Origin of the sequence: Comamonas sp. C11, from assembly GCF_024496285.1 — a bacterium.
GTDB lineage: Bacteria > Pseudomonadota > Gammaproteobacteria > Burkholderiales > Burkholderiaceae_C > Comamonas > Comamonas testosteroni_F.
Map to the genome: position 1 here is coordinate 1,655,497 of NZ_CP101743.1, position 14,315 is coordinate 1,669,811.

Consider the following 14,315-nt stretch of genomic DNA (forward strand, 5'->3'; position numbering starts at 1 on the left):
TGGGTGGAGACAAAAAGATGAACTTCGATTTCAGTGACGACCAGAACGCATTGCGCAACGAAATACGAAAATTCCTGACCAGGGAATCGCCGCTGACGCAGGCGCGTGCCTTGCTCGAGGGCGAGGGCGAGAGTCATCATGCCCAGGACGTATGGAGCGGCATGGCCCAGTTGGGTGTGAGCAGCCTGATGCTGCCGGAGGACTGTGGCGGTATCGGCCTCGGTGCCATGGAAATGTGCGTGGTGGCCGAGGAAGTGGGCCGCCAGCTCAGCCCCGTGCCTCTGGCATCGACCATGTATCTGGCGGTGCAGGCCGTCCTGCTATCTACACAGGAGCAGTCTGCACAACGACGGCAATGGTTGCTGCCGGTTTCGGGTGGAAGCATTGGCTGCCTGGCAGCGCCGACGGACGGACAGGACCCTCCATCCGCTCTGCCCCTGTTTGACGGCAGGACCCTGAAGGGGGAATGTCCGCTGGTGGCCGATGGCATGGCCGCGCAATGGGGGGTGGCGCTGGCGCGCAATGCGACGGGTGCGGATGTGCTGCTGGCCTTCAGGTGTGACGGCTCGGTGCAGCGCAAGAAGCTCAGGACGCTGGATCCTTCCAAGCCCTATGCCTTGTTGCGCTTTGACGGCACGGCGGCCGAGCAGCTCGGCGCAGCCAGCAGCGCAGCCCAGGTGCTGGAACGCGTGCGCAATCGCGCTGCCGTGATGCTGGCCTTTGAACAGCTGGGAGCAGCCGACTCCGCGCTGGAGATGGCCTGCCGCTATGCCAGGGAGCGCAAGGCCTTTGGCCGGCCCATTGGCTCCTATCAGGGCATCAAGCACAAGCTGGCCAATCTCTACACCAACAACCAGCTGGCTCGTGCGCATTGCTACTACGGAGCCTGGGCGCTGACGGCAGACATGGCTCTGGCTGATGGTGCGCCCGAGCTGCCCGGCGCAGCCGCCGCAGCACGCGTGAGCAGCACTCAGGCGCTATCGGATGCTGCACAGGAAAACCTGCACACCCACGGCGGCATGGGCTATACATGGGAGCTGGATTGCCATCTGTTCTACCGCCGTGCGCGCCAGCAGGCCGTGGAGCTGGGCAGTATCCACGCCTGGCGCGAGCAGGTGGCGACCGAGTTGCAAAAGCGGTTGCTTGCTCCTGTGCAAGAGACGATAGTGCAGGGCTCGGCCGCAGCTGACCGCCAGTCCATGGACTTTGAGGACACGCCTGAAGAAGCCGCCTTCCGCGCCGAATGCCGCGCCTGGCTGCAAGCCAATGCCCAGCCCAAGGCAAGTGCCGACGATTGCTTCGGTCGCGACATGACTGCCGAGCAGCGCATGGAAGCAGCCCGGGTCTGGCAGGGCAGGAAGGCAGCAGCGGGTTTGGGTGCGATTACCTGGCCCAAGGTGCTGGGTGGCCGTGGCGGCACGCCCATGCAGGAGCTGATCTGGCGCCAGGAAGAGGGCCGGGTCAAGGTACCCACGGGCATGTTCAACGTCAGCCTGGGCATGGTGTTGCCATCGGTGATGGCGCACGCCAGCGCTGAAGTGCTGGGCAAGCATGCGGCTCCGGCCCTGGAAGGCAAAAACCTCTGGTGCCAGCTGCTGAGCGAGCCGGGGGCCGGCTCCGATCTGGGCATGGTGCGCACGCGTGCCGAACGCGCCACCGATGGCCGCGAGGGCTGGATCATCAACGGGCAAAAGGTCTGGACCTCTCTCGCGCAGTTTGCCCAGTTTGGTCTGGTATTGACTCGTACCAATCCCCAAGCCAGCAAGTTTGAAGGCTTGACCACCTTCTTCCTGGACATGAAGTCGCCCGGCGTTACCGTGCGCCCGATTCGCCAGGCGGGGGGCGAGTCCGAGTTCAACGAAGTCTTCTTCGAGGACGTGTTCGTGCCCGATAGTCAGGTGGTGGGAAAGCTGGGCGGTGGCTGGAAGGTCACGCTGACAGGCTTGATGGCAGAGCGCCTGGCCATTGGCGGAGTGATGCCCGCCGAGCTGTGGCGCACCACGGCTGGCCTGCTGGCCGATCATCGATTTGACGGCAGGCCTGCGCTGCAGGACGGTCGCCTGCGCGAGCGCTGGGCCGACCTCTATCTGAAGGAGCAGGCTCTATGGCTGCTGCAGTGCCGCGCGCTGACGGCGCTGAGCAAGGGCCGCCAGCCCGGCCCCGAAATGAGCGGTGCCAAGAACGTGGCTGCTGCCGCGCTGCAGTCATTCAGCTATTTCGCCATCGATTTGCTGGGCGAGCGCGGCGTGCTGGCTGCCAGCGAACTTGGCGAGCGTTTTGCCATGGTGGAGCGCCTGTGGTTCGGCTCTGCCGGCATGCGCATTGCGGGCGGAACCGACGAGGTGGTGCTCAACAGCATTGGCGAACGCGTGCTGGGGCTGGCTGCCGAGCCCCGTACGGACAAGGACCTGCCCTTCTGCGAACTGCTTGCCTAGTGACTTGGCGCGGCACACCGCAATGTGCCGCGTCCTTTTTGCCGGGCATACGAAGCTCCATTCAATCCACGTGGCGGAGATCACGTTTTTCAGGAGACAGGAAATGAGTGCATCTGCTGCGGCCCGTTTGCCGCAAGCCGCTTCGGCCAGGGTGATGCCGGTCAGCAATGTGACGGGCTGGCGTCGTCACTATCTGCTGCTGGTGCTGTTGCTCGTCTATGGCGTGAGCATGATAGACCGTCAGATCATGGGGGTGCTGATTCAGCCCATCAAGCAGGAGATGGGGGTTTCGGACAGTGCCATGGGCTTGCTCACGGGACTGGCCTTTGCTCTGTTCTACAGCATTCTGGCCGTACCCTTTGGCCGCTTTGCCGACCGTACCAACCGCCGCAACCTGATTGCCTGGTGCTGCGCCGGCTGGAGCGTTGCCACGGGTCTTTGCGGCATGGCGGTGGGCTTCTGGAGCCTGACGGCCGCTCGTGTGGGCGTGGCTGTGGGCGAGGCGGGCAGCACGGCGGCATCGACCACCATGATCGCTGACGTCTACCCGCCCGAGCAGCGCAGCCGAGCCATGAGCGTGTTCAGCCTGGGGCCGCATCTGGGCTCGCTGGTGGGCCTGGGGGTGGGAGCCTGGATTGCCCAGCATCATGGCTGGCGTGCGGCCTTTCTGTGGCTGTCTGTGCCCGGCGTGCTGATCGCTTTGATGTTGCGCTTGACTTGCCGTGAGCCCTTGCGCGGCGCGCAGGAAGGTCGTTCCGTGGTGCAGGCAGCAACCGAGAGGTTCAGCGAGGTGATGTCAGCCCTGGTGCGCAACAAGGCGTTTGTGGGCCTGGGGCTGGCCAGCATGCTGATGGCGTTCTCGGGCTATGCGATCGGCATGTGGAATACCGCGTTTCTGGTGCGCTCCCATGGTCTTCAGCTCAAGGATGCTGGCGCCATCATGGGATTCATCGGCGGGCCGGGGGCGATTTTGGGGGCTTTGCTCAGTGGCTGGGTCACCGATCTGATGGCAAGGAGGGATGTGCGCTGGCAGATTGGCGTTCCGGTTCTGGGGACGCTGGTTTCGATTCCGCTGGGGCTGGCGTTCTATCTGAATGACTCTGCGGGACAGTGGACGCTGGCCGGTCTGCAGATTCCGCATGCGATTGCCTACTACGGCCTGTTCTCCATCTTCTCCAGCTTCTGGGCTGCGCCGGTGTTTGCTGCATTGACCAATGTGATTGCCTCCAGCCGTCTGGCGACTTCGCTGTCCATCTACAACCTGCTGCTGACTGCGGTTGGCGGTGGTCTGGGACCTCTGACGGTGGGTCTGCTCAGCGATGCATTCATCGTTCGGGCGGGCAATGAATCGCTGCGCTGGGCGCTGGTCAGCATGCTCGCCTTTTATGCGCTGGCGCTGCTGATCTATGCCTGGACCATCAAGCCCTATGCATCGATGGTGACTGCGAAAAAGATCGCTTGAGGCGATTTGAAGACAGAGGATGGAGAGAGTTTCCACTGAGATTTTGCTTTCTTCGGCCAAGTCCTGGGAAATGCCTTGGCGCATGTTTTTTAAGGGCCGGTGCTGTCGGACGCTGCTGACCGCTCTGCGAGCATGCACCCTCGAAACCACAAGGGTCTGTACCAGGTTCAAGCGGACGATGAGTGTGGACAGACCGTCGTCGAGCATTGCAGCACCTGCGGGACAAGTGGATTCGTAAAACGGGAAGACAGAGGGAGACAAGAGATGACACGGACCTTCAATCTGGCGGATATTTTTGAGTTGGTGGTGCAAGCTGTGCCGGATCGCATTGCCTTTGGCTGCGGCGGGCAGACGCTCAGTTTCAGGCAGCTCGATGAGCGAGCCAATCAGCTGGGCAATGCGCTGCGTGCGCGTGGCATAGGTCGGGGAGACAACGTAGGCATCCAGCTCTACAACTGCGCCGAGTATCTGGAGGCCTTTTTCGCCTGCAGCAAGATCGGTGCCGTGCCGGTCAACGTCAACTACCGCTACGTGGCCGATGAGCTTCAGGGGCTTTTCAACAGCCTGGACCTGCGCGGCCTGGTCTATGGAGCGGACTTCGATGCGTCGGTGCTGGAAGTCATTGCCCTGGTGCCCACTTTGCGCCTGGCGCTGCGGGTTGGCGAGGAGCGTCATGGCCTGCCCAGGACAGTGCAACCCTACGAATGTGTGCTGGCCGAAGGTGAAAAGGAACTCACGGATGCTGAGCGCAGCGATGACGATATCTTCATGCTCTGCACCGGCGGCACCACGGGGCTGCCCAAGGGCGTGATGTGGCCGCATAAATCCCTGTTCATGGGAGCCTTGGGTGGTGGCGGCTATTACTTCCGCAGACCTCCCATCGAAAGGCCGCAGGAGCTGCTGCAACTGGTGCCCAACAGCCCGGCGCTGGCCTATCTGGCTGCGGCCCCGCTCATGCATGGCGCAGCCATGTGGGCCACCCTGATCAGCCTGTTTTCCGGGCATCCGGTCTATGTGAGCGATCGCAAGAACTTCGATCCCGTACATGTTCTGGACCTGATCGAGCATCATCAGATCAATGTGATGGCCGTGGTTGGCGATGCCATGGCCTTGCCCATCATCCAGGAGCTGGAGAACAACCCCGGGCGCTGGCCTCTCAAGTCACTGACGATCTTCGGCAACGGCGGTGCCGTTTTCTCGCGTCATCTGCAGGAGCGGCTGCTGGTGCAGGTGCCGCATCTGGTGCTCAACAACGGCATGGCCAGCTCCGAATCCGGCGTTCTGGGCGGGGGAGAGAAGACGCCCGAGGGCGAAGGCTTTATGCGCATCGCGCCGCGTCCCGATCTGAGCGTGATTTCCGAAGATCTGCGCATCCTGACTCAGCCAGGGGAGGAAGGCACTCTTTCGCGCCGTGGTCACATGCCCCTGGGCTATTACGGTGACCCCAGGAAAACGGCCGAGACCTTTGTGGTTGTGGACGGAAGCCGCTGGGTGCTGACAGGAGACAGGGCCCGCATCGATACCACGGGTGAATATGTGGTGCTTGGCCGTGGCTCGCAGTGCATCAACACAGGAGGCGAGAAGGTCTACCCCGAAGAGGTGGAGGAAACCGCGCGCCGCTACCTGCCGGTGCAGGATGTGGTGGTCGTGGGCCTTCCCGACGAACGCTGGGGCAGCAAGGTGGTGGCTGTGGTGCAGGTGCAGCCGGGCCGCGAGTTCGATCTGCAGGAGTTCGAAAAGATCTGCCGCAGCAATCTGTCGGGCTACAAGCTGCCGCGTGCCGTGTACCTGGCCCAGGAAGTCAAGCGCAGCCCGGCAGGCAAGGCTGATTATCGTTGGGCAAAGGCCTATGCGGCAGAGCATGAACCGCTGAGCGCCATCGAGGCATGAACCGGAGGAAGGAACAGTTACAGACAGCAGAAAGGATACCCTGTTCGTCGCGCCTGACGACGGGATTTAAAGGAGGCCCCGGCCTCCTTCTTTTTTGTTTTCAGCGTGCCGCAGCGCAGATACGGCGCGCCGTCTTCTCGGACGTCAGCGCCACAAAGGCCTTGGCCTGCGCGTCATAGCGGTGTGCAATCACATACTGGCTGCAGTGATCCGAATAGCGCGCGCAGGTTTGCATGGCAATGCAAAGATGAGGTCCGGTTCCCCAGACCTTGGCAGGCGGCCGATCGTAAATGCCTTCGTACAGCGTCTGCTCCTGCGCTCCCCCGTCATTCCATCTGGCCACGATTTCAGAAGAGAAATGGTCAAAGCCGACGCTGCTGTAGCTTACTTCGTAGTCAATCGTGCCCAGCCTGGTGATGGACGTGCGGCCCGTGACCTGCTTTTCCCAGGCCGCAGCTTCCTGCGCGCCGCAAGGCATGGCGCAAAAGCTCAGCAGCATGAGCCACGTCTTAAGCGGGGTATAGAACTTGCGCAAATGCATGGAGTACAGACATGGAGGATGACGGGGTCACTATATCGCTGGCATCCGCATGGCTTGAACACGATCTGCCCAAGGCACCTGTTCGAGGCACCTGATCTCTGAGAAGGTGGCTGCGCGGCGCAATCTGTCCGACAACAAGCTGCAACTGAAGGCGGCCATGGTCTGGAAGGTGAGTTGCGCAGAAGATGCCCAGGTCGTCAAGGTCGTCGTGCGCGACCAGTTGGCTCCACAGCAGGCCCAGGCTTCTTTTTTCGACGGCCCATTCGGTGGCAGGACTATTGCTGCCGTGTCGGGGTTGCTTCTGGGCTTTTGACCATGCGCACATAGTCCTTGAGCGATAGCAAGTAGCAAAGTACGGCCACCAGACAGCAGCCGACCATGGCCACCATGCCATAGCGCAAGGATTCCTTGCCGTAGCTGGCAGTCAGCCCATCGCTGATCAAGCCCACGATCAGCGGCCCCAGACCGCCGCCAACAGCAGAGGCACACAGCCCGAAGATTGCCATTGCCGTGGCCATGCGCGTGGAGGGCACCACATTGGTCAGCGCTGCATAGGTGGGCGGAACCCAGAAGCTCATCAGAACGCCAAACACCAGATAGGCGGGAAGCGCATGCGGCACTTTCATGCCCCAAAGCGGCCAAACGCCTGCAGCGGGGGCCAGATAGAAATAGATGCCAAACGGTATGGAGATCATCACTCCGATGGCCGGCAGCCAAAGCTGCCAGCGCACGTCCCGGCGGATCAGGCGATCCGTCAGCCATGCGCTGATGAGTGCACCGGTGACGGCCGCGCTTGCACCCAGCACGCCAAATATGGCGCCTGCCTCCTTGAGGGACAGGCCATAGGAGCGCACGAGAAAAGAGGTGTTCCAGATACCTATGGCCTGGCCTGCAAAGGTCAGAATCACTCCCGCGGTGGCAATGCCGACGAACGCGTGGTTCTTGCGCAGCGAGTGCAAGACCTGCAGGAACTTTTCCTGTGTCTGAGGAATGTCGGCACTCTCAAGTTGCATGGTCTTTCGCCGTGGCTCCACACAGGTAAAGCGCAGCAGCATGGCCACCACCATGCCGGGGATGGCCATCCAGATGAAGACATGGCGCCAGCCGTATTCCTGTGCAATCCAGGCGCCGGCCCCCAAGCCGAACAGCACGCCGAAATGAGCGCCCAGCATATAGATGCCCATTGCGCGACTGCGCTGCTCGGTGGGGTAGGCGTCGGCGATCATCGATACCGACGGAGCGCTGCCGCCCGCCTCTCCAATCGCCACCGCTACGCGGGCCGCGGCCAGCGTCCAGAAGCCCACAGCCAGCCCGCACAAGGCGGTTGCGATGCTCCAGGCCAGGCAGCACCAGGCGACCAGATTGCGTCGGTTGGATCGGTCTGCATAGCGTCCGAACGGGATCGCCAACACGCTGTAGAACAGCGCAAAGGCAAGACCTGTCAGCAGACCCATGGCTCCGTCGGAGATGCCGAACTCGGCTTGCACGGGCTGGATGAGCACGCCCATGATGTTGCGGTCGGCCATGGCCATCGAGTAGACGATGAACAACACGAATAGCATGTAATTGCGCTGCGTATTGCTCAGGACGGATGGCTGCTCGAAAGCTGGGTGGGTCGAGCTGATCTGGTCCGTTCTGGAGGCAGGGATGTGCACGGAGGTCTCCTGTCTGGATGAAAAACGAGTGCAGGCGTCAAGAGCCGGGCTTGCTTTGAGGCCTGGAGGGGAGGGCTGGCAGCGTTCAGCTGGTCCTCTGCTCGCTGCGCTTGAGCAAGCGGCCCGGCAATGCATCGGTGGCCATGCTGTCGCGGTAGGTGATCTGGCCGGACTTGATGGTGTAGCGATAGCCCTGCGCGCCTTGCAGGAAGCGCTTGCCGCCGGCGGGTAGGTCGCGAGCGATGTGCGGCGGCAGAATCTTGAGCGCCTGCAGATCGATGATGTTGAGATCCGCCAGCTTGCCGGCCTGCAGGATTCCTCGGTCGGCAAAGCCATAGAGCGAAGCCGGCCGCTGCGTCAGCATATGGACGGCCTGCTCGATGCTGAACAGGCCGCGCTCGCGCACCCATTCGGTGAGCAGAAAGGTCGTTGCGCTGCCGTCGCAGATGGTGCCCACATGGGCGCCGCCATCGCCCAATGCGGGAACGGTGTGGGGATGGCTGAGCAGCTCGTGCAGGGCGTGGCAGTCATGGTCCAGATAATTGGCCATGGGCAGATAGACCAGCGCCTGGCCTTCATTGCCCAGCATGAAGTCATACATCCAGTCCAGCGGATGCTGGCCGGCTGCGTCGGCCAGAGCCTGAACCGAATCGCCTTCTTGCGGCAGATAGTTGGGCTCTTGGCCGCTCCAGGGGTACATGCCCGCAAAGTTCTGGCCGAAGTACTCCATGAACAGGTGGGGATTGCGGTCCTTCTCGCCGAGGATGGCGCTGCGCGTGCCCGGTCGCGACAGCTCTTTGATGCGTTCTGCCGGACTGAGCTGCGCCAGCGCTTCATGGCTGGGCTTGCAGGAGAAGGGGTTCAGGCTGCATTCAAACCCCATGAGTACGCCCACAGGGCGGTCAAGCACCTGGCCCATGATGCGCAGCCCGCGGGCATTGGCGGTTTCAATCTGCTGTAGCAACTCTCGGTGCAGCTGCGGGCGGTGCGGATACTGAAGCACGGTGAGCGTGCCGGCGCAGCCCGTGTCCTGACTGACGCGTGTGAGAATGCCGAACTCGTCATCGACATGCTCGAAGTCCGAGATCATCTGGAAAACGCTGTTCGGATAGCTCTTGAGCGAGAGTCCCAGCTCCAGCAGCTCCTTGCTCACGGCCTGGTACATGGGGGTGAAGTCCCCCGACCTGGTGCGGTGAGCCATGGTGCGCGAGGTCGACAGACCCACGGCTCCGGCTGCCAGGCCTTGCTTGATCAGTTCCTGCATGGTTCTGATGTCCTCGGCGCTGGCCTGCTCGCGCCTTATGGCGCGCTCGCCCATGGCATAGACACGCAGTGGACCGTGAGGCAGCAGGGCGGCAATATCGATGTCGTAGCGCTGCTCTCCCAAGGCCCTCAGGTATTCAGGGAAGCTTTCCCAGCTCCATGGCAGGCCTTCATGCAGCGCGGTGTCGGGGATGTCCTCGACGCCCTCCATGAGTGCAATCAGCGTGTCGCGGTCCTCGGGCCGGCAGGGGGCAAAGCCCACGCCGCAGTTGCCCATCACTGCGGTGGTTACGCCCTGCTGGGAGCATGGCCAAAGCCTTTCATCCCAGGTCGCCTGACCGTCGAAGTGCGTGTGCACATCCACAAGGCCCGGCGTCACCAGCAGTCCGCTGGCGTCGATCTCCTGTGCCGCGGTGCCAAGATCTTGGCCGATGGCGGCTATGCGCTCATTGCGCACACCGATGTCTGCGCTGTAAGCGGGGGCACCGGTGCCGTCCACGATGCGGCCGTTACGGATCAGCAAGTCGAATTGCTGCATATGTCAGTCTCCTTGAGGTTCTGGTGCGCGGCCGATCCCGCAGCAGCATTCCATTAAGAGGCAATTCGCACGCAAGGCCTATCAGGGTTAGGGAATCGTCCGTTGGGACGATGTGAGTGCGGCAGCTCATGCCTCACGATGCTCAGGGCGGCGCCGGGATGCGGCAGCCATCTCGTCCTGGCAGCGGCGCAGAGGTGTGAGCTGCGGCGTGATGCAAAAAACCCAGAAAACAATGACCCAACCAAATCATCAGAACCCATCGAGAGGGTATGTGCTGGCGCTGCTGACAGCCTTGTCCGCGCTGACCTTCATGGACCGGCAGATCCTGGCCGTGCTGCTGCAGCCCATCAAGCAGGAGTTCGGCTTCTCTGACCTGCAGATCGGCCTGATCACCGGGCTCGGTTTTGCGCTGACGTTCGCAGTGCTGGGCATTCCTCTGGGACGACTGGCAGACAGGCATGAGCGTCGCAGCCTGATTGCATGGTGCCGTGGCGTTGGTGGCAGCGTGGCGGCGCTGGGCGCGCTGGCCACCGGTTCGGGTGGACTGACGGCATCGCGCGCCGGTGCGGCATTGGGGGATGCCGGTGGCGGCGCTGCGTCCATGTCCATCCTGGCCGATCTGTACAAGCCCCATGAGCGCTCGCGTGCCATGAGTGTTTTTGGTGTCGGCAATGCGACGGGCGCCTTGCTGGCCTTGCTGCTGGGGCCGTTGTTTGCCGAGTTGTGGGGTTGGCGAGTGACCATGGTCATCATCGGCGTGGCCATCATGGTCCTGTCCCTGGTGCTGCGCCTGAGCATCGGCGAACCCGTTCGTACCATCCCGCAGGTGATCTCCGCCCCGCAGGACGGCAGGCAACAGGTCCAGTCTGCCGTCGCTCTGATATGGACAGAGCCCGTGACCCGGTTTCTGATCATGGGCGCTGCCTGTGTCCTGATCGCGGGAATCTCGATCGGCGCCTGGAATGTGGCCTTGCTTGCGCGGCGTTTCGATCTCAGTCTCAAGCAGGCAGGGACGATTTCTGCAGGGGCTGCCGTGCTCTCGGTATCGGGCAGCCTGTTCTCTGGCTGGTTGACGGACCGGCTGGCGCGCAGCGATGTGCGCTGGCAGATTCGCATCCCCGTGATCGGCACCAGCCTGGCCATGGTGCTGGGCTTCGGCTATCTGCTGGTGGGATCGGACATGTTCATGCTGTCCATGGCCTGCATGTTGATTTATTCGTTTTTCACGGCCTGGTGGGCTCCGGCCACCTACGCGGCCCTGAGCCTGGTCGTGCCGACCGAGCGGCGCGCCACGGCCAGCGCCATGGTCCTGATGGCCGGAGCCCTGCTGGGCAACGGAGTGGGACCTATCGTGGCGGGCTGGCTCAGTGATGCGCTCAACACCGTTGCACCCGGCGAAGGCCTGCGCTATGCCATGGCGATCATGATGTGCACGCTGTTGCCGGCGGTGTGGGCGTTTTACCGTGCTCTGCAGCACTACCCTGGCGCCTATCGCAAGGCCCACGCCCCCGTGGCAGTTGCCGCATGAAGGCGGAAGAAGTGACCGGGAAGGATTCTTGCGTCGTCTGGAAGATGATCTATCTGGCGCGGCGCAATCCGGCGCTGCGCCCAGAGGAGTTTGCGCAGGCCTGGCGCGAGCATTCCGCGCTGGGTCGTCAGTGCCGCAATGTGGGCCAGCGGGTCAAGGCCGTGGCCCAGTGCTCACGACATCTACAGGCAGATGCAGCAGCCTTGAGCAAGGACTATGACGGCGTCAATCTCATGGTGCTGGCAGAGCGCGAAGCAGGCTCTGCGATCTGGAGCGACCCCGAAACCCTGGCCATCATGCGCCCCGACGAGCCGCGCGTGTTTGCCGACTATGTGCGTAATTTCTCGCTGCTATGCCGTCAGCAGATCCTGCATGGCTGCCGGTCCGTGGATGTTCTGCCGCAGCATAGGCAAGTCATGCTGATCGGCTTTTTGCAGCGCAGCGACGTCTGGCGCGGGGCTGCGGCCTTGCCTGAGATCTGTCCACCGCAATGGCAAAGCCTTGCCCTGGGCCTGGCCAGCCGCATTGTCTGCAACACCGTCGATGAGCAAGCACCTTCCGGCTACGGCTACCGCCATGTGGTCGAGTGGTGGTTTGACTCGGTGGAGCAGGCGCAGGCGGCATCGGCTTCACTCGATGTCTCGGCCCGTGCGCAGGACGGCGAGTTCGGCTGGGGCGAACATGTCTTCGTGCTGACAGAAGTGACGCATGCCAGACCTGAGGAATTGAAAAAGTAGTAGCTGCCAGCGATTTATAAATAAGGAATTCAATATGTTTTGTATTGAATTTCCTTGGAGATAAAGCGCTGGCAGCTATGGTTTTCAAGGAGAGTCCCTCACCCCGCCAACAAAAGGCCCATGCAAGCGCATGGGCCTTCAGCCTTGGAGATTCTCGGGATCAGGCCGTCGCTTCCTCGGCTTCCTGGGTATAGGCCACCATACCGCGCGGAATGTACCTGCCTTCGCACTGGTCCAGATATTCGGCCGCCTTGGCGCGCGGGTTGTAGAACTGCTTGTACCAGATGCGGGCCTTGAGGAAGGCGCCGTCGCTGGGGATGAACAGCGGGTTCAGGCAAGCTGCCTTTTGCGACCAGACTTCGAAGTCCTGGGCAAAGGCCAGTCGGCTGGCTTCCTGGTACTGTTTGGCCGCGATTTCATCCGCCTTGGTGGGCAGGCCGCCATGCGCTGTCTTGACCAGCAGGTTGTGCCAGACCTTGATCCTGCCGTCCTCGATGGGGGTATGCATGATCATCATGAAAGAGTTGAACATGCCGCTGACCTTGGAGACCAGGATGGCGGGACCGTGGTACCAGGTATCGGTGTGCAGATCGGCACTGGCGCCGCCTTCGCCCACCAGGGTGCGATGGCCGCCGCACTGGCGCTGGATGGCGTTGTGGCCCTTGAATTCGTTCTCGAAGCGCGCCACCGTGGAGCCGTGGATGGGGCTCAGGTGGCCATAGTCGGCGATATTGTCAACCACTTCCATGGGATGCTGGCTCAGCTCGCCCAGGTAATCCCACTGGCCGTTGACATAGGTCTCGTCACTCCAGTCGCCAAAAGTGGGCAGATCGTAGTCGGGCTCGCCGCCTTCGGGGTCGAACCAGACCCAGATGGCGCCGTATTGCTCGACCACCTTCCAGCTCTTGACCGCAGCAGCAGCCGGGATGGCACCGTCGTGATAGGGGATGTGGTTGCACTTGCCATCCGCGCCGAAGCGCCAGCCATGATAGGGGCAGCGAATGCCGTCGCCTTCCACATTGCTGCCGCCTCCGTCGATCACCACATAGCTGGTGGTGTTGGGCGCTGCCAGATGGGTCTTCATATGGGGGCAGTAAGCGTCCAGCAGCACGACCTTGCCGCTTTCGCGGCCACGGTACAGCGCGAAATCCTGGCCGAAGAAGCGCACAGCCACGGGCTTGTGGGTGTCGAGCGCCCTGGCCTCGGAAATCATGAACCAGCCACGCGGGTAGGTGAATTCACCGAGGCGGTAGTCCTTCGTGGTTGCCATTGCAGAGGTCTCCGTATTTAGTTTTGGACGGATGAATCTTCTGGCAAGCGACGTCGCCGCGCATACTCTGTTTGGACGAGTGAAGGTGCGGCTTTGATCTGGCGCAAACCGCCCAGGGTTTGCCCTGGGTTGGGTGTTTGCGCACGCTTACATGCTGCTCATGCTGCCGCAGCCACGCGCTCTTTGTGAAGTGGTTGCAGGTCAATCATGGTGTAGCTCTTGGCCAGCGGCAGAGCGTCTTTCTCGGTGCCCAGCCAGAACAGTGCCGCAGCGATTTCTTCGGGGGTGGAGGCACCATAGCGCTGAGCCAGAAGGCCATCGTCGCCCAGTGTGGCCTTGACGGCCTCGGTCGTCACCACGCCGGGGTTGACGCTGAAGGCGCGCACATTCTGCTGCTTGTATTCGGTGTTGATGCAGCCGGCCAGGCGCGCGATGGCGGCCTTGGAAGCTCCATAGGCAAAGCCCCAGCCGCCCTGGTCGGCGGGCACGGGCGGGTTGTACTGGCCCGCAGCCGAGCACACATTGATGATGCGGCCGCCGCCTTGTGCCGCCATGGCCGGCAGCAGACGCTGTGCCAGATGGAAAGGAGCGATGACATTGCCCTGCATGGAGCGCTGCAGCGATTCGGCCGTTATTTCGGGGATCAGGTGGTTGATCTCGCGGTTCTGGTAGACGGCGTTGTTGATCAGCAGATCGACACGGCCAAAGCGTTTCAGCACAGCGTCGGCTGCCTTGTCCAGGCTGCTCAGGTCCATCAGGTCCATGACATGCGGAAACACCTCGCCGCCAGCGGCCTCGACGGCCTTGGCTGTGGACTCCAGACTGCCGGACAGAAGCTGGCCGCCTGGCAGGCGCAGCTGGTTTTCCATCTGCGCACCTTCGGTCAGCGTGCGGGCAGTGATGGCCACGCGCCATCCCTTGATGGCAAAGAAGACGGCGGTTGCAGCGCCAATGCCGCGGCTGGCACCGGTGATGAGAACTACGGGTCGGCTCATG

General features: G+C 62.4%; 11 protein-coding genes. 6 read left to right on the forward strand and 5 right to left on the reverse strand.

What is annotated here, in order from left to right:
* Window positions 1–17: 17 nt before the first annotated feature.
* The 3 genes from NOX35_RS07550 (at window position 18) to NOX35_RS07560 (ending at window position 5,787) form a co-directional block, all read left to right on the forward strand.
* On the forward strand, window positions 18–2,435 hold the full coding sequence (locus tag NOX35_RS07550) for an acyl-CoA dehydrogenase (RefSeq protein ID WP_256496262.1): 2,418 nt from the start codon (window positions 18–20) through the stop codon (window positions 2,433–2,435).
* Between the two features lie 103 nt (window positions 2,436–2,538).
* Entirely contained in the window at window positions 2,539–3,897 is a 1,359-nt protein-coding gene (locus NOX35_RS07555) for an MFS transporter (protein ID WP_256496263.1), read from the forward strand.
* Window positions 3,898–4,161: 264 nt separating this feature from the next.
* Window positions 4,162–5,787, forward strand: coding sequence for an AMP-binding protein (locus tag NOX35_RS07560; RefSeq protein WP_256496264.1), 1,626 nt, complete (start codon window positions 4,162–4,164; stop codon window positions 5,785–5,787).
* 100 nt (window positions 5,788–5,887) lie between these two features.
* On the opposite strand, the gene NOX35_RS07565 is transcribed toward NOX35_RS07560, so the two are convergent.
* Window positions 5,888–6,286, reverse strand: a complete 399-nt coding sequence (locus tag NOX35_RS07565; protein ID WP_232538141.1) for a hypothetical protein — start codon at window positions 6,284–6,286, stop codon at window positions 5,888–5,890.
* 148 nt (window positions 6,287–6,434) lie between these two features.
* Between NOX35_RS07565 and NOX35_RS07570 the strand changes: the two genes are divergently transcribed.
* Window positions 6,435–6,641, forward strand: coding sequence for a hypothetical protein (locus NOX35_RS07570; RefSeq protein WP_182286224.1), 207 nt, complete (start codon window positions 6,435–6,437; stop codon window positions 6,639–6,641).
* On the opposite strand, the gene NOX35_RS07575 is transcribed toward NOX35_RS07570, so the two are convergent.
* Both NOX35_RS07575 and NOX35_RS07580 read right to left on the reverse strand, forming a co-directional pair.
* Window positions 6,604–7,983 (reverse strand): MFS transporter, encoded by a 1,380-nt coding sequence (locus NOX35_RS07575; protein WP_256496265.1) that lies wholly within the window; start codon window positions 7,981–7,983, stop codon window positions 6,604–6,606. The two genes, NOX35_RS07570 and NOX35_RS07575, sit on opposite strands and share 38 nt — an antisense overlap.
* Window positions 7,984–8,068: 85 nt before the next feature.
* Entirely contained in the window at window positions 8,069–9,784 is a 1,716-nt protein-coding gene (locus NOX35_RS07580; protein WP_256496266.1) for an amidohydrolase family protein, read from the reverse strand.
* 232 nt (window positions 9,785–10,016) lie between these two features.
* On the opposite strand from NOX35_RS07580, the gene NOX35_RS07585 reads away from it, so the two are divergent.
* Both NOX35_RS07585 and NOX35_RS07590 read left to right on the forward strand, forming a co-directional pair.
* A complete protein-coding gene (locus NOX35_RS07585) occupies window positions 10,017–11,312 on the forward strand; it encodes an MFS transporter (RefSeq protein ID WP_256496267.1) in 1,296 nt (431 codons plus the stop codon).
* Entirely contained in the window at window positions 11,309–12,049 is a 741-nt protein-coding gene (locus tag NOX35_RS07590; RefSeq protein WP_256496268.1) for an EthD domain-containing protein, read from the forward strand. The genes NOX35_RS07585 and NOX35_RS07590 overlap by 4 nt, the downstream gene beginning before the upstream one ends.
* Window positions 12,050–12,209: 160 nt before the next feature.
* On the opposite strand, the gene NOX35_RS07595 is transcribed toward NOX35_RS07590, so the two are convergent.
* Together NOX35_RS07595 and NOX35_RS07600 are read right to left on the reverse strand one after the other, a co-directional pair.
* Complete coding sequence (locus NOX35_RS07595) at window positions 12,210–13,319, reverse strand: Rieske 2Fe-2S domain-containing protein (protein ID WP_256496269.1); 1,110 nt, start codon at window positions 13,317–13,319, stop codon at window positions 12,210–12,212.
* Window positions 13,320–13,477: 158 nt separating this feature from the next.
* Window positions 13,478–14,314 (reverse strand): SDR family NAD(P)-dependent oxidoreductase, encoded by an 837-nt coding sequence (locus tag NOX35_RS07600; protein WP_256496270.1) that lies wholly within the window; start codon window positions 14,312–14,314, stop codon window positions 13,478–13,480.
* Window position 14,315 lies beyond the last annotated feature (1 nt).

Bases quoted from the DNA above. Each gene is read 5' to 3' on its own strand.
- NOX35_RS07580 (WP_256496266.1), bottom strand. From the start codon at position 9,784: ATGCAGCAATTCGACTTGCTGATCCGTAACGGCCGCATCGTGGACGGC.
- NOX35_RS07595 (WP_256496269.1), bottom strand. From the start codon at position 13,319: ATGGCAACCACGAAGGACTACCGCCTCGGTGAATTCACCTACCCGCGT.
- NOX35_RS07550 (WP_256496262.1), top strand. From the start codon at position 18: ATGAACTTCGATTTCAGTGACGACCAGAACGCATTGCGCAACGAAATA.
- NOX35_RS07600 (WP_256496270.1), bottom strand. From the start codon at position 14,314: ATGAGCCGACCCGTAGTTCTCATCACCGGTGCCAGCCGCGGCATTGGC.
- NOX35_RS07565 (WP_232538141.1), bottom strand. From the start codon at position 6,286: ATGCTGCTGAGCTTTTGCGCCATGCCTTGCGGCGCGCAGGAAGCTGCG.
- NOX35_RS07560 (WP_256496264.1), top strand. From the start codon at position 4,162: ATGACACGGACCTTCAATCTGGCGGATATTTTTGAGTTGGTGGTGCAA.
- NOX35_RS07585 (WP_256496267.1), top strand. From the start codon at position 10,017: ATGACCCAACCAAATCATCAGAACCCATCGAGAGGGTATGTGCTGGCG.
- NOX35_RS07590 (WP_256496268.1), top strand. From the start codon at position 11,309: ATGAAGGCGGAAGAAGTGACCGGGAAGGATTCTTGCGTCGTCTGGAAG.
- NOX35_RS07555 (WP_256496263.1), top strand. From the start codon at position 2,539: ATGAGTGCATCTGCTGCGGCCCGTTTGCCGCAAGCCGCTTCGGCCAGG.